Origin of the sequence: Micromonospora cathayae, from assembly GCF_028993575.1 — a bacterium.
GTDB classification, from domain to species: Bacteria; Actinomycetota; Actinomycetes; order Mycobacteriales; family Micromonosporaceae; genus Micromonospora; species Micromonospora cathayae.
Genome location: NZ_CP118615.1, coordinates 3,120,150 through 3,138,063 on the forward strand (window position 1 = coordinate 3,120,150; position 17,914 = coordinate 3,138,063).

15 protein-coding genes are annotated in these 17,914 nt (G+C 73.7%); 12 read left to right on the plus strand and 3 right to left on the minus strand.

Annotated features, from left to right (window positions below):
* Positions 1 to 433 precede the first annotated feature (433 nt).
* Positions 434 to 1,756, plus strand: a complete 1,323-nt coding sequence (locus tag PVK37_RS14450; RefSeq protein WP_275034501.1) for an MATE family efflux transporter — start codon at positions 434 to 436, stop codon at positions 1,754 to 1,756.
* A gap of 159 nt (positions 1,757 to 1,915) precedes the next feature.
* Here PVK37_RS14450 and PVK37_RS14455 read toward each other — a convergent pair whose 3' ends face one another.
* The gene (locus PVK37_RS14455) at positions 1,916 to 2,290 is read right to left on the minus strand and encodes a hypothetical protein (RefSeq protein WP_275034502.1); all 375 of its coding nucleotides are present in this window, start codon (positions 2,288 to 2,290) and stop codon (positions 1,916 to 1,918) included.
* A 201-nt stretch (positions 2,291 to 2,491) separates the two neighbouring features.
* Here PVK37_RS14455 and truB point away from each other — a divergent pair, with 201 nt between their 5' ends.
* From truB to PVK37_RS14490, 7 genes are all read left to right on the plus strand, one after another.
* Positions 2,492 to 3,385 (plus strand): tRNA pseudouridine(55) synthase TruB, encoded by an 894-nt coding sequence (gene truB / locus PVK37_RS14460; protein WP_275034504.1) that lies wholly within the window; start codon positions 2,492 to 2,494, stop codon positions 3,383 to 3,385.
* A 78-nt stretch (positions 3,386 to 3,463) separates the two neighbouring features.
* Positions 3,464 to 4,393 (plus strand): bifunctional riboflavin kinase/FAD synthetase, encoded by a 930-nt coding sequence (locus PVK37_RS14465; RefSeq protein WP_275034505.1) that lies wholly within the window; start codon positions 3,464 to 3,466, stop codon positions 4,391 to 4,393.
* A gap of 192 nt (positions 4,394 to 4,585) precedes the next feature.
* The gene (gene rpsO, locus PVK37_RS14470; RefSeq protein ID WP_043962418.1) at positions 4,586 to 4,855 is read left to right on the plus strand and encodes a 30S ribosomal protein S15; all 270 of its coding nucleotides are present in this window, start codon (positions 4,586 to 4,588) and stop codon (positions 4,853 to 4,855) included.
* A gap of 233 nt (positions 4,856 to 5,088) precedes the next feature.
* Positions 5,089 to 7,461: a polyribonucleotide nucleotidyltransferase gene (locus tag PVK37_RS14475; protein ID WP_275034507.1), complete on the plus strand. Its 2,373-nt coding sequence runs from the start codon at positions 5,089 to 5,091 to the stop codon at positions 7,459 to 7,461.
* A 306-nt stretch (positions 7,462 to 7,767) separates the two neighbouring features.
* A complete protein-coding gene (locus PVK37_RS14480) occupies positions 7,768 to 9,066 on the plus strand; it encodes a M16 family metallopeptidase (protein WP_275035114.1) in 1,299 nt (432 codons plus the stop codon).
* 68 nt (positions 9,067 to 9,134) lie between these two features.
* Positions 9,135 to 9,902: a 4-hydroxy-tetrahydrodipicolinate reductase gene (gene dapB / locus PVK37_RS14485; RefSeq protein WP_275034508.1), complete on the plus strand. Its 768-nt coding sequence runs from the start codon at positions 9,135 to 9,137 to the stop codon at positions 9,900 to 9,902.
* An 85-nt stretch (positions 9,903 to 9,987) separates the two neighbouring features.
* Positions 9,988 to 10,476, plus strand: coding sequence for a GNAT family N-acetyltransferase (locus PVK37_RS14490; protein ID WP_275034509.1), 489 nt, complete (start codon positions 9,988 to 9,990; stop codon positions 10,474 to 10,476).
* A gap of 58 nt (positions 10,477 to 10,534) precedes the next feature.
* Here PVK37_RS14490 and PVK37_RS14495 read toward each other — a convergent pair whose 3' ends face one another.
* The gene (locus PVK37_RS14495) at positions 10,535 to 12,682 is read right to left on the minus strand and encodes an amylo-alpha-1,6-glucosidase (RefSeq protein WP_275034510.1); all 2,148 of its coding nucleotides are present in this window, start codon (positions 12,680 to 12,682) and stop codon (positions 10,535 to 10,537) included.
* Positions 12,683 to 12,826: 144 nt separating this feature from the next.
* On the opposite strand from PVK37_RS14495, the gene PVK37_RS14500 reads away from it, so the two are divergent.
* The 4 genes from PVK37_RS14500 (at position 12,827) to PVK37_RS14515 (ending at position 17,198) form a co-directional block, all read left to right on the plus strand.
* On the plus strand, positions 12,827 to 13,822 hold the full coding sequence (locus PVK37_RS14500) for a LacI family DNA-binding transcriptional regulator (RefSeq protein ID WP_275034511.1): 996 nt from the start codon (positions 12,827 to 12,829) through the stop codon (positions 13,820 to 13,822).
* Positions 13,823 to 13,862: 40 nt separating this feature from the next.
* Positions 13,863 to 15,113 carry a sugar ABC transporter substrate-binding protein gene (locus tag PVK37_RS14505; RefSeq protein ID WP_275034512.1) on the plus strand — a complete coding sequence of 417 codons (1,251 nt, stop codon included), beginning with the start codon at positions 13,863 to 13,865 and terminating at the stop codon, positions 15,111 to 15,113.
* Between the two features lie 74 nt (positions 15,114 to 15,187).
* Entirely contained in the window at positions 15,188 to 16,303 is a 1,116-nt protein-coding gene (locus PVK37_RS14510) for a carbohydrate ABC transporter permease (RefSeq protein WP_275034513.1), read from the plus strand.
* A gap of 1 nt (position 16,304) precedes the next feature.
* Complete coding sequence (locus PVK37_RS14515; RefSeq protein ID WP_275034514.1) at positions 16,305 to 17,198, plus strand: carbohydrate ABC transporter permease; 894 nt, start codon at positions 16,305 to 16,307, stop codon at positions 17,196 to 17,198.
* A 129-nt stretch (positions 17,199 to 17,327) separates the two neighbouring features.
* Here PVK37_RS14515 and PVK37_RS14520 read toward each other — a convergent pair whose 3' ends face one another.
* Positions 17,328 to 17,891 carry a GNAT family N-acetyltransferase gene (locus PVK37_RS14520; protein ID WP_275034515.1) on the minus strand — a complete coding sequence of 188 codons (564 nt, stop codon included), beginning with the start codon at positions 17,889 to 17,891 and terminating at the stop codon, positions 17,328 to 17,330.
* Between the last annotated feature and the right edge of the window lie 23 nt (positions 17,892 to 17,914).

The following is a 17,914-nucleotide window of genomic DNA, read 5'->3' on the forward strand; positions in this document are numbered from 1 at the left end:
AGCTTGGTTTCCGGGCGGTGCCGTGTCGCGGCGCTGCTCGTCGGCGGAGGTGTCCCACCGGACGCCCCCTCCTTCCAGGGTCGAACCGACCCGGGCCCATGCCGCCCGGGCCAGCCGAGCCGGGCGACCCCCGGGGCTGGTGGGGTGGGCGTAACGCCGGCCGCCCGCGTGGTGTCGCGGGTCGGCACCCCGTTCCCTGGAAGGGATCAGCCATGCCGAGCAAGCCCAAGCCCGAGACCACCGACGAGGCCCGCGAGCAGGCCCGTCGCGCCCTGCAGACCTCGATGGACACCCGCCAGTAACCCACCCCGGTCGGGCGGTGCCCAGCCCTGCCCGGCGGCCAGCGCGTAGGCCCTGGTGGCCGGGCGACGTGCCGGCGTAAGGACCGGCCGGCGATTGCGTGCGTTACGCGGCGCATGCCAGGATCGGGCCCATGGGAGCTTCCGCCGTGGCCGGGCCACCGGTGACGTCGGCCCGCCGGATCGCCGGGCTGGCTCTGCCGGCCCTGGTCGTACTCGCCGCCGAACCGCTCTACGTGCTGGTCGACACGGTGGTGGTCGGCCACCTCGGCGGGCTGCCGCTGGCCGCTCTCGCGGTCGGTGGGACGGTGCTCACCCTGATCGCCTGGCTCGGCACCGTTCTCGCGTACGGCACCACCGGTCGGTCGGCCCGTCGGTTCGGTGCCGGTGACCGGGCGGCGGCGGTGGCCGAGGGCGTCCAGGCGTCCTGGCTCGCCGGAGCCGTCGGTCTGATCGTGGCGCTCGCCATGCAGGTCGCGGCGGGACCGCTGGCGCGTACCCTCGTCGGGTCGGACGGCGAGGTGGCCGACGCCGCCGCGCAGTGGCTGCGGGTCGCGGTGCTCGGCGCGCCCGGCCTGCTGCTGGCTGCGGCGGGCAACGGCTGGCTCCGCGGCATCCAGGACACCCGACGGCCACTGTGGTTCGTCCTCGGTCCCAACCTGCTGTCCGCGCTGCTCTGTCCGCTGCTGGTCTATCCGGCGGGGCTCGGCCTGGTCGGTTCCGCGGTCGCGAACGCCCTCGCGCAGACCCTCGGCGGTGGCCTCTTCGTCGCCGCGCTGGTCGCCGAACGGGTCGCCCTGCGGCCCCGTCCCCAGGTCATCCGCCAGCAGTTGGTGCTCGGCCGGGACCTGCTGATCCGGGGCGTCGCCTTCCAGGCCAGCTTCCTGTCCGCGATCGCCGTCGCCGCCCGGTTCGGCGTCGCCGCGGTGGGCGCGCACCAGATCGTCGTCCAGCTCTGGTTCTTCACCGTGCTGCTGCTCGACGCGCTCGCCATCGCCGCCCAGGCGCTGGTGGGGGCGGCGCTCGGGGCCGGCGACGCGGCCGGGGCCCGCGCGCTCGCCCGCCGGCTCGGGCTGCTCGGTGGGCTCTGCGGCCTGGCCTTCGCCGTGCTCAGCACCGTCGGCGCCGGCCTGGTCCCCACCCTGTTCAGCTCCGATCCCCAGGTACGCGAGCAGGCCGCCGCGATCTGGCCGTGGTTCGTGGTGATCCAGCCGATCGGCGGGGTGGTGTTCGCTCTCGACGGGGTGCTGATCGGCGCGGGTGACGTTCGGTACCTGCGCAATCTCGCCGTGCTCGCCGCCCTGGGCGGCTTCCTGCCGGCGGTCTGGCTCAGCTACGCGTTCGACCTGGGCCTCGGCGGGATCTGGGCGGGACTCACCCTGTTCGTGGCGATCCGCCTGGTCGCCCTGCTGCTGCGGCTGCGCAGCGGCCGCTGGGCGGTGACCGGCCCCGGCTGAGCGCGGGCACCCGCGCCGCACCGCCGCCGGCAGCGCCGCCGCTATCGACCGGGCGGCCCGGAACCGCCGCGATCGACCGGGCGGCCCGGGGGAGCGGGCGCGGCAGTAGCCCCGCACGGATACCCCGCCGGCCCGCAACCCGGCCCCTCCGCCCGCCGGTCAGACGAGGCTGAACAGCGCGTACACGGTGAGCAGCAGGAACAGGGCGAGTCCCCAGGACAGGAAGAACGCCACGATCTTGAACGAGCGGGGGAACCGTTCGTGCAGCCGCTGCCGGTCCCGCCAGACCCACCAGCGTTGCCGGAGCGCGACCGCGCCCGGCACCCGCAGCATGGTCGCGGTGATCCGGTCGCCCAGGGTGACCCGGGGTGGCGGCGGGTTGAGCATCCAGTCCGGCAGGGTCGGCCGCTGCGCGGCCTGGTCCGGCCCGGCGGGGCGGCGGCCGGCCTGGTGCGGCCCGGCGGGGCGGGGCGCGGCCCGGTCCGGCGGCCGGTGGGTGGTGGTGCCGGCGTTCGCACCGGGCTCGGTGGGCATGGGTCTCCTTCGTGACCGGCCGATCCGTCCCGGACCGGGCGCGGCTGATTCTGACACCACCACCCCGGTGTGCGCTGTCCGTTTACGGCGCGCCGGCCCGGCCGGTACGGTGCGACACGGCTCCGTCCCGAATCCGTGACCGCGGTGGTGCCCGGTGGGTGGCGCGGGGGTGTCCCGGGGCGTCTGGCAGGCTTGGCCGACGTGAGCACAGACGGTCTGATCGTGGTCGACAAGCCCGGGGGCATGACGTCACACGACGTGGTGGCCCGGATCCGCCGGCTGGCGCGTACCCGGCGGGTGGGGCACGGCGGAACCCTCGACCCGATGGCCACCGGGGTGCTGGTCATCGGGGTCGGCCGGGCCACCCGGCTGCTGACGTACGTGATCGGCGCGGGGAAGAGCTACACGGCCACCATCCGCCTCGGCCAGACGACGGTCACCGACGACGCCGAGGGCGAGGTGACCGCCGCCGTCCCGGCCGGTGGGGCGGACGACGAGGCGATCCGCGCCGCCCTGTCCGCGCTGACCGGCGAGATCGACCAGGTGCCGAGCGCGGTCAGCGCCATCAAGATCAACGGGCAGCGGGCGTACAAGCGGGTCCGGGACGGCGAGACGGTCGAGCTGGCCGCCCGCCGGGTCACCGTGTCCCGGCTGGCGCTGCTGGCCGTGCGGCGGGACGTACCGGACACGCCGGACGTGGTGGACCTGGACGTGGACGTGACCTGCTCCTCCGGCACGTACATCCGGGCCATCGCCCGGGACGTCGGCCGCGCGCTGGGCGTCGGCGGGCACCTCACCGCGCTGCGCCGTACCGCGGTGGGCGGTTTCACCCTGGCCGAGTCGGTCACCCTGGCCGGGCTGGAGGAGCGGGCCCCCGACGTGGTCGGCCTGCCGCTCGCGGCGGCGGCCGACCGGTTCTTCCCCCGGCGGGAGGCCAGCGCCGACGAGGCGCGGACGCTGTCCCACGGTGGCCCGCTCGGCCCGGCCGGCATCACCGGCCCGTACGCGGTGTTCGATCCGTCCGGCGGGCTGGTCGCTATCGTCAGCGAGCGGGAGGGCCGGGCCCGCGCGGAGATCGTGCTCGCCCCGGCCTGAGCGCGGCGGGCGACACCAGGGCCGGTACGACCGCCGTCGGTGGTGGTCCCGACGGCGTGGGACCAGGGGAGGAGAGCGATGCAGCGCTGGCGGGGGTACGAGGCGGTACCCGGTGGATGGGGACGGTCGGTGGTCACCATCGGGGTCTTCGACGGCGTGCACCGGGGTCACCAGGCCACCATCGGGCACGCGGTGGCGCGGGCCCGGGAACTCGGCGTCCGGTCGGTGGTGGTGACCTTCGACCCGCACCCGGCCGAGGTGGTCCGCCCCGGCTCGCACCCGGCGGTGCTCACCGAGCCGGCCCGCAAGGCCGAGCTGATCGAGGCGCTCGGGGTGGACGTGCTCTGCGTGGTGCCCTTCACCCCCGAGTTCTCCCGGCTGCCGGCCGAGGCGTTCGTGCACGACATCCTGGTCGAGCACCTGCACGCGGCGCTGGTGGTGGTCGGCGAGAACTTCCGCTTCGGGCACCGGGCGGCCGGCGACGTGGCGCTGCTGGAGCGCCTCGGCCGGACCTTCGGCTTCGCGGTGGAGGGCGCGCCGCTGGTCGCCTCGGACGGCACGGTCTTCTCCTCGACGTACATCCGGGCCTGCGTGGACGCCGGTGACGTCAGCGCCGCCGCGGCGGCCCTGGGCCGGCCGCACCGGTTGGAGGGGGTCGTGGTCCGGGGCGACCAGCGGGGCCGCGAGCTGGGCTTCCCCACCGCCAACCTGCTCGGCCACCGGTACGCGGCGGTGCCCGCCGACGGCATCTACGCCGCCCGGCTGGTCCGGCGCGGCCACCCCGAGCCGTTGGCCGCCGCGGTCTCCATCGGCACCAACCCGACCTTCTCCGGCCGGGAACGCCGGGTCGAGGCGTACGTGCTGGACTTCACCGGCGACCTGTACGGTGAGCGGCTCGCCCTGGACTTCGTGGCGCACCTGCGTGAGCAGCGCCGGTACGACTCGATCGAGCCGTTGATCGCCCAGATGAACGAGGACGTCGAGCGGACCCGGACGGCGCTCGGCTGAGGCGTTTGCGCCGCTGGCGGCCCCTTGGTCGAGCGCTTTCCGGAGGGGCTGGTAATCTGGCGGGGACGTCGGTCAACCGACGCGGGGCCTCGCGTGCCTGCTCGACGCCGCGGGTGCGAGGTTCGTCCGGAGTCCGCTCTGCCGGACCCGGATGCGACGCCCACTGACTCAACCCATCGAAACAGGGAGAAAATGGCGCTCGACCAGGAAGCCAAGGCCAAGATCCGCGCGGAGTACGCCACCGCCGAGGGTGACACCGGTTCCCCCGAGGTGCAGGTGGCCGTGCTCACCAAGCGGATCGCCGAGCTCACCGAGCACCTGAAGGTGCACAAGCACGACCACCACAGCCGCCGTGGGCTGCTGCTGCTGGTCGGCCGTCGCCGTCGGCTGCTCAACTACGTCCAGAAGAAGGACATCAACCGCTACCGGTCGCTCATCGAGCGGCTCGGCCTGCGCCGGTGACGTGACGGGGGAGTGACCGACCGAGGTCACTCCCCCGATCGGCGTCCCCACCCGAACACCAACCAAGGGCCGCGCGACCACCCTAGACGGGAGCCGGTCAGCGTACCGGTCTCCGGTAGTGGCCTCCGGGAGCCCCGGCATCCGCCGGCACCCCGGGCGCTTCGATCGAAGACCGGCCGTCTGAGCAGCTCCCGAGCGTCGCGGGCCCCCGACGTAAGGAGCACGACTCACCCATGACCGAGAACCGACTCGGCACCGAATCCCGTACCGCCGTGATCGACAACGGGGCCTTCGGCACCCGTGAGGTCACCTTCTCCACCGGCCGGCTGGCCCGCCAGGCCGCCGGTTCCGTCATCGCCCAGCTCGGCGAGACGGTCGTCCTCTCCGCCACCACGGCCGGCAAGCACCCGAAGGAGCAGTTCGACTTCTTCCCGCTGACCGTGGACGTCGAGGAGCGGATGTACGCCGCGGGCCGGATCCCCGGCTCGTTCTTCCGCCGCGAGGGCCGGCCCAGCGAGGACGCCATCCTCACCTGCCGGCTGATCGACCGGCCGCTGCGCCCGTCGTTCGTCAAGGGCCTGCGCAACGAGGTCCAGGTCGTCGAGACCGTCCTCGCGCTCGACCCGCAGCACCCGTACGACGTGGTGGCGATCAACGCCGCCTCGATGTCGACCAAGCTCTCCGGCCTGCCGTTCTCCGGCCCGATCGGGGCGACCCGGATGGCGCACGTGGACGGCCAGTGGGTGGCCTTCCCGACCCGCGACGAGCTGGGCCGGGCCACCTTCGACATGGTGGTGGCCGGTCGCGCGCTGCCGGACGGCGACGTGGCGATCATGATGGTCGAGGCCGAGGCCACCGAGCACACCGTGGCGCTGGTCGCCGGGGGCGCGCCGGCCCCGACCGAGGAGGTCGTGGCGAGCGGCCTGGAGGCCGCCAAGCCGGCGATCCGCGAGCTGTGCCGGGCGCAGAGCGAGCTGGCCGAGGTGGCCGCCAAGCCGGTCACCGAGTTCCCCACCTTCCTGGACTACCAGTCCGACGTCTTCGACGCGGTGGCCGAGCTGGCCCGGGGCGAGGTCGCCGAGGCCCTCAAGATCGCCGGCAAGGCGGACCGCGAGGAGGCCCTGGACCGGGTCAAGGCCAAGGTCGTCGAGGAGCTGGGCCCGCGTTTCGAGGGCCGGGAGAAGGAGCTCAGCGCCGCCTTCCGCTCGCTGAGCAAGTCCGAGGTCCGCAACCGGGTGCTGCGTGAGCAGGTCCGGATGGACGGCCGGGGGCCGCGCGACATCCGGCCGCTGACCGCCGAGGTCGGGGTGCTGCCCCGGGTGCACGGCTCGGCGCTGTTCGAGCGGGGCGAGACGCAGATCCTCGGCGTCACCACCCTGAACATGCTCCGCATGGAGCAGATGCTGGACACGCTCGCGCCGGAGACCCGCAAGCGCTACATGCACAACTACAACTTCCCGCCGTACTCGACCGGTGAGACCGGTCGGGTCGGTTCGCCGAAGCGGCGGGAGATCGGCCACGGCGCGCTCGCCGAGCGGGCGCTGATCCCGGTGCTGCCGTCGCGTGAGGAGTTCCCGTACGCGATCCGGCAGGTCTCCGAGGCGCTCGGCTCGAACGGCTCCACCTCGATGGGGTCGGTCTGCGCCTCCACCCTGGGCCTGCTCTCGGCCGGTGTGCCGCTGAAGGCCCCGGTCGCCGGCATCGCCATGGGCCTCATCTCCGACGAGGTGGACGGCAAGACCGAGTACGTCACGCTGACCGACATCCTCGGTGCCGAGGACGCGTTCGGTGACATGGACTTCAAGGTCGCCGGCACCCGGGAGTTCGTCACCGCGCTCCAGCTCGACACCAAGCTCGACGGCATCCCGTCGGACGTGCTGGCCGCCGCGCTCCAGCAGGCGCACGAGGCCCGGCAGACCATCCTGGACGTGATGCAGGCGGCGATCGAGGCTCCGGCCACGATGAGCGACTACGCGCCGCGGGTCACCACGGTCAAGATCCCGGTCGACAAGATCGGCATGGTGATCGGCCCGAAGGGCCAGACCATCAACGCCATCCAGGACGAGACCGGCGCCGAGATCTCCATCGAGGACGACGGCACCATCTACGTCGGCGCGACCAACGGCCCCTCGGCCGAGGCGGCGGTGGAGCGGATCAACGCGATCGCCAACCCGACCATGCCGAAGGCCGGCGACAAGTTCCTCGGCACCGTGGTCAAGACCGCCGCGTTCGGGGCGTTCGTGTCGCTGCTGCCCGGCCGGGACGGCCTGCTGCACATCTCCAAGGTGGGCGACGGCAAGCGGGTGGAGAAGGTCGAGGACTTCCTCAACGTCGGCGACAAGGTCGAGGTGGAGATCGCGGACATCGACGCCCGCGGCAAGATCTACCTGGACAAGGTCCGGCCGGAGGGCGCGGAGGCGCCGGCCGCCGCTCCCGCCGAGGGCGGCGACCGGCCGGCCGGTCGGGACCGGGGCGACCGGGGCCCGCGCGGCGACCGGGGCGAGCGCCCGGCCCGGAGCGAGGGCGGCGAGGGCGGCGAGCGCCCGCGTCGTGAGGGTGGCGAGGGCGGCGAGTCCCGCCCGCGCCGCCGGACCCGGCACAGCTAGTCCCCGCCGGACCCGGCGCGGCTGGTTCGCGCCGGTCCGGCACAGCCAGTCCCGGCGCGGTCGGTGCCACCGGCCGCGCACCGGGCCCGTCAGCGCGCCACCGGCGCGGCTGACCGTACCCGTCGACCAGCCCGGCTCGTCCGAGCCGGGCTGGTCCGTCGGCGGGCACCATCTCCACCCCGTCCAGTCAGGAGCCAGGTACCGGTGAGTCGGGTCGACCACGCAGTGTTCACCGAGGGACGCCCGGGTCACCGGGCCCGCGCCGCCGGGGCCGAGCAGCCCGGCCGACCGACCGCCGCCCGGGCGGTGACCCGGACGCTGAGCGACGACCCGCTGGGCGGGACGGTGCGTCGTACCGTGCTGCCGAGCGGGCTGCGCGTGCTGACCGAGGCGATCCCGGCGATGCGCAGCGTCTCGTTCGGCGTCTGGGTGGCGGTCGGCTCCCGGGACGAGACCGGCCCGCAGGCCGGGGCCGCGCACTTCCTGGAACACCTGCTCTTCAAGGGCACCCACAAGCGCACCGCGCTGGACATCTCCGCCCAGATCGAGGCGGTCGGTGGTGAGACGAACGCGTTCACCACCAAGGAGTACACCTGCTACTACGCCCGGGTACTGGACCAGGACCTCCCGCTGGCCATCGACGTGATGTGCGACCTGGTCGCCGACTCGCTGATCGAGGCGGCGGACGTGGAGACCGAACGCGGGGTGATCCTCGAAGAGATCGCCATGCACGACGACGAACCCGGCGACGAGGTGCACGACCTGTTCGCCCGGGCCGTCTACGGCGACCACCCGCTCGGCCGGCTGATCTCCGGTACCGAGGAGACGGTGACGCCGATGACCCGCCGGCAGATCCAGGGCTTCTACCGGAAGCGGTACGTCCCGCCGCAGATCGTGATCGCCGCCGCCGGGAACCTGGACCACGCGACCGTGGTGAAGCTGGTCCGGCAGGCGCTGAAGGGCAGCCCGCTGGACACCGACCCGGCGTCGCCGGCACCGTACCGCCCGAACACCCCGGCGGTCCGGACGAAGCCGGCCACCACCCTGGTCGAGTCGAAGGAGACCGAGCAGGCGCACGTGATCCTCGGCTGCCCCGGCATCGACCGGCTCGACGAGCGGCGGTTCGCCCTCGGGGTGCTCAACAACGTGCTCGGCGGCGGCATGTCGTCCCGGCTGTTCCAGGAGATCCGGGAGCAGCGCGGCCTGGCCTACTCGGTCTACTCGTACGCCAGCCAGTACGCCGACTCCGGCCTGTTCGCGGTCTACGCGGGCTGTGCGCCGGGCAAGGTGGACGAGGTGCTCGAACTGACCCGCGCCGAGCTGGCCCGGGTGGCCGCGGACGGGCTGACCGAGGCCGAGGTGGCCCGGGGCAAGGGCATGAGCAAGGGTTCGTTCGTGCTCGGCCTGGAGGACACCGGTTCGCGGATGAGCCGGCTGGCCAAGGGGGAGCTGCTCTACGGCGACCTGGTGCCGGTCGACCAGTTGCTGGCCCGGGTCGACGCGGTCACCGTGGCCGACGTCAACACCCTCGCCGCCGACCTGTTGGCCCGGCCGATGTCGCTGGCCGTGGTCGGTCCGTTCGGCGCGGACGACTTCGCCCGCTGAGGTTTCACCTGCTGGGCCGGCCCGGCTCCGGCCGGAGGACCGTGCCCGGTCTGGGATAGGTTGTGCCCGTGAGTGACGAGCAGGGGAAGCGGGCCGACGGCCCGGTCCGGGTCGGTGTGCTGGGGGCCCGGGGCCGGATGGGCGTCGAGGTGTGCAAGGCGGTCGCCGCGGCCGAGGATCTGGACCTGGTGGCGGCGATCGACCAGGGCGACGACCTCGCCGCCGCCGCGACCGCCGACGTAGTGGTCGACTTCACCACCCCGGACGTGGTGCTGGACAACCTGCGCTGGTGTGTCGACCACGGGATCAGCGCGGTGGTGGGCACCAGCGGCTTCACCGAGCAGCGGCTCGCGCAGGTGCGTGACTGGCTGGGCGAGCGCCCCGGGGTGGGGGTGCTGGTCGCGCCCAACTTCGGCCTCGGCGCGGTGCTGATGATGGAGTTCGCCGCGAGGGCCGCCCGGTACTTCGAGTCGGTGGAGATCATCGAGCAGCACCACCCGGGCAAGCTCGACGCGCCGAGCGGCACCGCCACCCACACCGCCCGGTTGATCGCCCGGGCCCGCGCCGACGCCGGCCTGGGGCCGTCGCCGGACGCCACCACCAGCGAGGTGCCGGGCGCGCGCGGCGCCGACGTCGACGGGGTACGCGTGCACGCGGTCCGCGCCACCGGCCTGGTCGCCCACCAGGAGGTGCTGTTCGGCGCCACCGGTGAGACGTTGACCATCCGGCACGACTCGTACGACCGGGTCTCCTTCATGCCCGGTGTGCTGCTGGCAGTCCGGGCGGTCCGCCGGCACCCCGGCCTGACCGTCGGCCTCGACGCGTTCCTGGACTAGGGCGGTTGTCGGAGTCCCGGCCAGGGACCTCGACACCGGCCCTAATCGGGTCGCCGGATCCCCGGGCCGCCCCTAGGCTGCCCGGGTGATCGACTCTGACGTGCGGGACCGGCTCGGCCGCCGGGTGACCCTGCGTCCGGTGGACGACGACAACTGGCGGGCGGTGGCGGACGTCGCCCCACGCGACGACCAGCGTGACTGGGTGCCCGCGCTGGCGGCCCGGTACCTGCTGCTGACCACGCGTTCCGAGGTGTGGTCCTCGCTGGCCGTGTACGCGGACGGGACCGTCGCCGGGCACGTGATGTGGGGGGTGGACGACGACGGTTCGCGATGGATCGGCGGGATGATCGTCGACGCGGCCGAGCAGGGCCGGGGCGTCGGCGCGGCCGCCGTGGCGACGCTGGCCGGCTGGCTCGCCGACCAGGGTGGGGGTGCCCCGGTGCGGCTGTCGTACCACCCCGGCAACACCGCCGCCGCCCGGCTCTACGCCGGCCTCGGCTTCGTGCCGACCGGTGCCACCGAGGGCGACGAGATCGTGGTCGAACTCGCCGCCCCGCGAGGCGGGGCCGCCTGACCTGCCCGACCCCGTGGCTGGTGCCGGGCCCCCGGCCCCGGCCGGCGCGCCGATCCGCTCAGCGGACCCCGGTCGGCGCGCCACCGCCTCCGGGTACCGCCGGCAGGGCGTCGGTCCCGGGACGGGGCGCGGGAACGGTCCGGCCGGTGAGGCGGAGCCCGGCCGGCAGCCCGTCGACGGTGACCGCCCCGGTCCGGTCCACCGTGACGTCGGTCGCGGTGTCCGCGATCCGCAGCCCGGACGCCGACACCGCGCCGAGGTCGGCTCCGGCCAGCGGGGCGAGCCGGACCGTCCCGGCGGGAACGTCCGGGTAGAGGCCGGTGGCCGCCTGGAGCAGCAGCACCGCCCCGGCCGCCGACCACGCCTGGGGCCGGCACGCGGCCGGGTACGGCACCGGACGGCCCAGGGCGTCCCGGTCGTCGCCGCCGTACAGCTCCGGTAGCCGGTAGTCGAACGCCTCGGCGGCCCGGAGCAGCCCTTCGGCGAGGGTGAGCGCGGTGTCGCGGAAGCCGGCCCGGGCCAGCCCGCCGAGCACGATCGCGGTGTCGTGCGTCCAGACCGAACCGCAGTGGTACGACAGTGGGCTGTACCCGCCGTCGGTGCGGGACATGGTGCGCAGCCCGAAGCCGCCGGTCATCGCCTCGGTGGCGAGCAGCTGCGCCACCTGGGTCTCCTCGGCGACGTTCAGCAGGCCGGTGCCGAGCAGGTGGCCGATGTTGCTGGTCAGCGAGTCGACCGGGCGCTTGTCCCGGTCCAGGGCGAGGGCGGGCTGCGGCCCGTACGCGCCGTCGACCCAGAAGGTGGCCCGGAACCGGTCGGCGAGTTGCCGGGCGTACGCCCGCCAGGCGTCGCCGCCGGGCCGGTCGAACGCGTCGAGCAGGGCCGCCCCGTTCACCGCCGCCTGGTGGGCGTACCCCTGCACCTCGGCCAGCACGATCGGGGACTGCGCGATGGTGCCGTCGGCGAACCGCACCGCGTCACCGGAGTCCTTCCAGCCCTGGTTGGCCAGCCCGTGACCGGTGGTGTCGACGTACTCGACGAGCCCGTCGCCGTCGGCGTCGGCGTGCTCGCGCAGCCATCCCAGCGCGGCCTCCAGGTACGGCAGCAGTGGCTCGACCTGGTCGGCCGGCAGCCCCCAGCGCCACGCGTCGTGCAGCAGGTTGACCCAGAGCATGGTGGCGTCGACCGTGCCGAAGTAGACCGGCGGGAGCCGCAGGCCGTCGTCGGCGAGGGTGAACTCGTGCCGGCGCAGCTCGTGCAGGATCTTGCCGGGGGCCTCGCCGGTGGTCGGGTCGACCCGGGTGCCCTGCCGGCGGGCCAGCACCCGCAGCGTGCCGGCGGCCAGGTCGGTGCCGAGCGGGAGCAGCATCCGGGCGGCCCAGAGGCTGTCCCGGCCGAACAGGGTGAGGAACCAGGGCACCCCCGCGCCGAGGAACACGTCGGTGGGATGGGCCGGTTCGGCGAGCCGTAGCGCGTGCAGGTCGGCCAGGGACCGGTCGAGGAGCCGGACCAGGCGACGGTCGTCGGCGCGTACCTCGGGGCGGGACCAGCCGGGGCCGTCGGGCGGGGTGACCACCACGGCGTGCGGGTCGGTGACGGTCAGCCGCCAGCGCAGCACGACGCCGCCCCCGCCGGGTGGCAGCTCGACCGGCCAGGCCAGCCGGGGCGCGGTGGCGGCCGGCCCGGTGTGCACGGTGGCGTCCTCGGCGTGCACGGTGACGGTGATGCCGTCGCCGGACCAGCGCAGCCGGCCGTCCGGGCCGACCCGGGCGGGTAGTGCCGGGCGGCTGTCGCCGGACTTGACCACCTCGATCGGGGCGAGGTCGCAGCCGAGGTCGACGCTGACCGTGGCCCGGACGCCGACCGTGGCGGTGGAGACCACGTGCAGTTCCTCGACCAGGCCGTCGGGGGTGAGCCGGCGGACCCGGTCGATCCGGACGGTCGGGTCGGGGTGCGGGTCACCGAGCCGGCGGGCCAGGCTGACGAAACGGGCCCCGTGCGGGCCGTCCGGGCCGGCGGTCAGCCCTTCCGGCTCGTGGCCGTCGACGCGCAGCTCGGCCCGGGAGAGCACCCGGGCGTCGGCGTGGAAGACCCCCTGGACGCCGATCGGTCGGATCTGCCCGGCCGCGTCGCCGAGCGCGCTGGTGGGGGCGAGGACGACCCCGACCAGCTCGTGCAGCAGGGGTTGCAGGTGCCGTTCGGTCACGGGGGAACTCCCAGGTACGTCGGCGGATCGGATCTCTTGACAGATCGTTCCGGGGGGTGCCAAAGTGCGAAACATTCCAGAAACTTGAACGATCCAATCCTGCCCTATCCAGTTTGGAACGTTCAAGACGGCGAGAGGGATTTCGTGCCACAAAAGGTGACCATCGCGACGGTGGCCCGGCAGGCCGGGGTCAGCCGCCAGACCGTCTCCAACGTGCTCAACGCCCCGCACATCGTCCGCGAGGAGACCCGGCAGCGGGTGCAGGAGGCGATCACCACCCTCGGCTACCGGACCAACCAGGCCGCCCGGCAGATGCGTACCGGCCGGTCCCGGCTGATCGCGGTCCGCATCGAACCCACCCGCGACGGCATCAACGGCGCGGTGCTCGACCAGTTCCTGCACGGCCTCTCCGAGACCGCCGGCACCGCCGGCTACCGGGTGCTGCTCTACACCGCCGCCGACGACGAGCAGGAGATCCGCGAGTACGACGACCTGCTCGGCGCGTACGAACTGGACGCCTTCGTGCTGACCAGCACCACCCGGGGCGACCCGCGTACCGCGTGGCTGGCCGACCGGGGCGTACCGTTCGTGACCTTCGGCCGGCCGTGGGACGACCCGGCGGCACACCCGTGGGTCGACGTGGACGGCGCCGACGGCACCGCCCAGGCCACCCGGCGGCTGCTCGCCACCGGCCACCGCCGGATCGGTTTCGTCGGCTGGCCGACCGGCTCCGGGGTCGGCGACGACCGCCGGCTCGGCTGGTACCACACCCTGCGCGCCGCCGGCCTCGACCCGACCGACCTGGACCGGCACACCGAGGACGGCATCCCCCAGGGCGAGCAGGTCACCCGCGAGCTGCTCACCGCGCCCGCCCCGCCCACCGCCCTGCTCTGCGCCAGCGACTCGCTGGCCCTCGGCGCGCTCCAGGCCGTCCGGGCCGCCGACCCGACGATCCCGGTGATCGGCTTCGACGACACCCCGGTCGCCGCGGCGGTCGGGTTGACCAGCGTCCGCCAGCCGCTGCGGGAGGCCGCGGTGCGCTGCGTGGAACTGCTCACCGGGCTGCTCGACGGCACCCCCCGACCGAACCCGTCCCAGGTCCTGCTGAAGCCCCACCTGGTGCTCCGGCAGACCGCCTGACCCCCTTCCCCCAACCAACATCCCCACCAGGAGAGAAACGATGGCCCCTCGAACATTCCGCCGGGTGGCGGTGGCCGGCCTGACCGCCGCCGCCCTGCTCGGCTCGGCCGCCTGCGGCAGCGGCTTCGACGACTCCGGCGACGAGCCCCAGGCGTCCAGCGGACCGGCCAAGCTGGAGATCCTCATCGGCTCCTCCGGCGAGGCCGAGACCAAGGCGGTGCGGGACGCCGCCGCGAAGTGGGCCGGCGAGAGCGGCAACACCGCCACCGTCACCCCCGCCCAGGACCTCGCCCAGCAGCTCGGCCAGGCGCTCGCCGGCGGCACCCCGCCGGACGTCTTCTACGTCGACGCCAGCCGGTTCGCCGACTACGCCAGCGTCGGGGCCCTCGAACCGTACGGGGACAAGATCTCCGACTCGGGGGACTTCTACGAGAGCCTGCGGCAGACCTTCACCTACGACGGCAAGCTGTACTGCGCCCCGAAGGACTTCTCCACCCTGGCCCTCCAGATCAACACCGACCTGTGGACCAGGGCCGGACTGACCGACGCCGACGTCCCGACCACCTGGGACCAGCTCACCGCCACCGCCCGCAAGCTCAAGGCCGCCGGCCAGACCCCGCTGGCGATCGCCGACACCCGGGACCGGATCGGCGCGTTCCTGGTCCAGGCCGGTGGCTGGCTGACCAGCCCGGACGGCAAGCAGGCCACCGGCGACACCCCGGAGAACGTGCAGGCGCTGACCTACGTCAAGTCGCTGCTGGCCGAAGGGCTGGCCCGGTACCCGAAGCAGCTCGACGCCGGCTGGGGCGGCGAGGCGTTCGGCAAGGGCAAGGCGGTCATGACCATCGAGGGCAACTGGATCAAGGGGGCCCTGCAGAACGACTTCCCGAACGTCAAGTACAAGGTCGTGCCGCTGCCGGCCGGGCCGAAGGGCAAGGGCACGCTCTCCTTCACCCAGTGCTGGGGGATCGCCGCCAAGAGCAAGCACAAGGAGCAGGCCATCTCGTTCGTCGAGGCGATGACCTCGGGCGCGCAGCAGATGACCTTCGCCACCGCGTTCGGCGTCATGCCGTCCCGGCAGTCGGTCCGCGACCAGTACACCCAGCAGTTCCCGGCCGACCGGCCGTTCATCGAGGGCGCCGAGTACGCGCAGGGCCCGGTGAACGCCCCCAAGATGGACAGCGTCCTGAAGGACCTCGACACCGGCCTGAACACCCTCGCCACCGGCGACCCGAAGGCCGTCCTCGCCCGCTTCGACCAGAACGCCAAGGCGGCGCTCGGCGGCAGCTGAGGTGCGGTGAGGGGCCGGCCGGGGGAACCGGCCCCTCCCCGACACCCCGCCCGTCGAGGGAGGGAGGACGACGAATGGCGATCGACGCGCTGGCCGCACCGGCCACCCCGGCCGTACCGCCAGCACGACGGCGACGCGGCGGCGTACGCGGCAACGAGAACCTCGCGGGCTGGCTCTTCGTGGCCCCGGTGGTGCTGATCCTCGGGCTGTTCCTGCTGCTGCCGATCCTGATGGCGTTCTGGGTGAGCCTGACCGGCTGGAACGGCCAGGGCAGCCCGTTCACCGGGGACGTGCCGGTGGTGGGCGCCGACAACTACACCCGGCTGTTCACCGAGGAGGGGCTGGCCCGCCGGGACTTCATGACCAGTGTCCGGAACAACCTGTACTACGTGGCGATCGTCGTCCCGGCGCAGACCGCGCTGGCGCTCGGCCTGGCCCTGGTCGTGAACAACCGGATGCTGAAGGGCAAGGCGTTCTTCCGGTCGGCGTTCTACTTCCCCTCGGTCACCAGCTCGGTCGCGATCAGCGTGGTGTTCCTGTTCCTGTTCGCCAACTCCGGGGCGGTCAACGGGCTGCTGGCCCTGGTCGGCATCGACGGGCCGCAGTGGTTCGCCGACGCCCGGGGGGTGCTGCACATCCTGCTCGGCACGGTCGGCGTGGACCAGCCGCCGGCCGCCCTCACCGGCGGCGGGCCGTTCGGCCTGACCTGGTGGGACTGGCTCTCCGGGCCCAGCGTGGCGATGGTCTCGATCATCACGCTGGTGGTCTGGACCACGTCCGGCACGTTCATGCTGATGTACCTGGCCGCGCTCCAGAACGTCCCGGCCGCGCTGGACGAGGCGAGCACCCTGGACGGGGCCAGCCGCTGGCAGCGGTTCCGGTACGTCACGCTGCCGCTGCTGAAACCCACCACCTTCCTGGTGGTCACCCTCGGCCTGATCGGCACCTGGCAGGTCTTCGACCAGGTGTACGTGATGAGCCAGGGCGACCCGGCCAAGACCACCCTCACCCCGGCCTACCTGTCGTACCGGACCGCGTTCCGGGACTTCGACTACGGCTCCGGGGCGGCCATCTCGTTCGTGCTCTTCCTGATCATCATCGCGATGACCCTGCTGCAACGGTGGGTGATGCGCGACCGGGACGCCGGCCGTCGGCCGTGGTGGCGTCGACGCGTACCGGGGAGGTCCTGAGATGGCCGTGCTGAGCGGGCCGCGACCGACGCGCGACACCCAGACGACCGGCCGCCCCGGCGGCCCGCGCGGCCTGGTGACGACCTTCCTCGGGTACGCCACCCTGATCTTCTTCGGGCTGGTGTTCCTCTACCCGTTCGTCATCCAGCTCGGCAACTCGTTCAAGAGCGAACCGGACGCGGCGGCCAACCCGCTCTCCCCGGTCCCCGACCCGGTCGACCTGACCAGCTTCGAGCGGATCTTCGAGGGCACCGCGTTCCCGCTCTGGATGGGCAACTCGCTGCTGGTCACCGTCCTGGTCACGGCCGGCCGGGTGTTCTTCGACTCGCTCGCCGGGTACGCGCTGGCCCGGCTGCGGTTCCGGGGCCGGGCCGGACTGTTCGCGGCGGTGATCGCGGTGATGGCGGTGCCCGGCGTGGTGCTGCTGATCCCGAAGTTCCTGGTCCTCAACCAGCTCGGCATGTACGACAGCTACGCGGCGCTGATCGTGCCGCTGCTGGCCGACGCGGCCGGGGTGTTCATCATGAAACAGTTCTTCGAATCGATCCCGGTGAGTGTGGAGGAGGCGGCCCGGATCGACGGGGCGGGCGTGTTCCGGACCTTCTGGTCGGTGGTGCTGCCGATGGCGAAACCGGCCCTGATCACGTTGACCATCCTGTCCTTCCAGGGCTCCTGGAACGAGTTCCCGCACAGCCTGGTCGCCGTGCAGGACCCGGACCTGTTCACCCTGCCCCGGGGGTTGGCCGACCTGGTCAGCGGCTCACTCGGGTCGGGCACCCAGTACCCGCTGAAGCTCGGCGCGGCGCTGCTGGCGACCATCCCGGTGGCGATCATCTTCGTGGTGTTCCAGCGGTACTTCGTCCGGGACGCCAACGACGGCGCCGACAAGGGCTGACCGGTCGCCCGGACCGGCCCGGCCCACAGCGGCCGGGTCGGTCCGGGCCGGGGCCGAGCCGGTCCGGGCCGCCGGGGCTGAGCCGTTCCGGGCCGGGGCGGAGTCGGTCGCGCGCCGACCGGGGGCGACTCAGTCCGGCACCGACACGTGCAGCCGGAGCTGGGGGACGAGCATGTCGTCCACGTCCAGGGCCCGGCCCGCGCCGTCCGGCTCCCAGCCGGTCCCGGTGAGGAACTTCCGGGTCGCCTCGTCCCCCTCGAAGGCCCAGGCCACCGCCCGGGTCAGCCCGTCGTCGCGCCAGTGGTCGACGGCGGCGGCCAGCAGCCGGCTGCCGTGCCCGCGCCGACCCCAGCGCGGCTCGACCAGCAGGTCGGTCACCGCCGCCACGTCCGGGCCGAGCGACTCCGCCGGCTCCTGCGGGGCGAGGGCCTCCGCGTCGGCCGGACCGGCCGCCAGGAACCCCACCAGGAACGACGACTCGGCCTGCTCGACGGCGACCAGCACCCGGTGGGCGGCCGACGGCGGCTCGGTGACCGCCGCGGTCCACCGCCGCGCGAGGTACGCCTCGTCGAGGTTGTCCAACACGTGTCGTGGCAGAATCCGGCGATAGGCGACCCGCCAGGTCGCGAGCTGGATTCGTGCGATCTCGCCGGCGTCCTCGGGACGCGCCGGGCGGACGTACCCGAGAGCCATGGCACGGAAGCCTACGCAAGGCG

Bases quoted from the DNA above. Each gene is read 5' to 3' on its own strand.
- PVK37_RS14450 (WP_275034501.1), top strand. From the start codon at position 434: ATGGGAGCTTCCGCCGTGGCCGGGCCACCGGTGACGTCGGCCCGCCGG.
- PVK37_RS14455 (WP_275034502.1), bottom strand. From the start codon at position 2,290: ATGCCCACCGAGCCCGGTGCGAACGCCGGCACCACCACCCACCGGCCG.
- PVK37_RS14465 (WP_275034505.1), top strand. From the start codon at position 3,464: ATGCAGCGCTGGCGGGGGTACGAGGCGGTACCCGGTGGATGGGGACGG.
- rpsO (WP_043962418.1), top strand. From the start codon at position 4,586: ATGGCGCTCGACCAGGAAGCCAAGGCCAAGATCCGCGCGGAGTACGCC.
- PVK37_RS14475 (WP_275034507.1), top strand. From the start codon at position 5,089: ATGACCGAGAACCGACTCGGCACCGAATCCCGTACCGCCGTGATCGAC.
- PVK37_RS14505 (WP_275034512.1), top strand. From the start codon at position 13,863: ATGGCCCCTCGAACATTCCGCCGGGTGGCGGTGGCCGGCCTGACCGCC.
- PVK37_RS14510 (WP_275034513.1), top strand. From the start codon at position 15,188: ATGGCGATCGACGCGCTGGCCGCACCGGCCACCCCGGCCGTACCGCCA.
- PVK37_RS14515 (WP_275034514.1), top strand. From the start codon at position 16,305: ATGGCCGTGCTGAGCGGGCCGCGACCGACGCGCGACACCCAGACGACC.
- PVK37_RS14520 (WP_275034515.1), bottom strand. From the start codon at position 17,891: ATGGCTCTCGGGTACGTCCGCCCGGCGCGTCCCGAGGACGCCGGCGAG.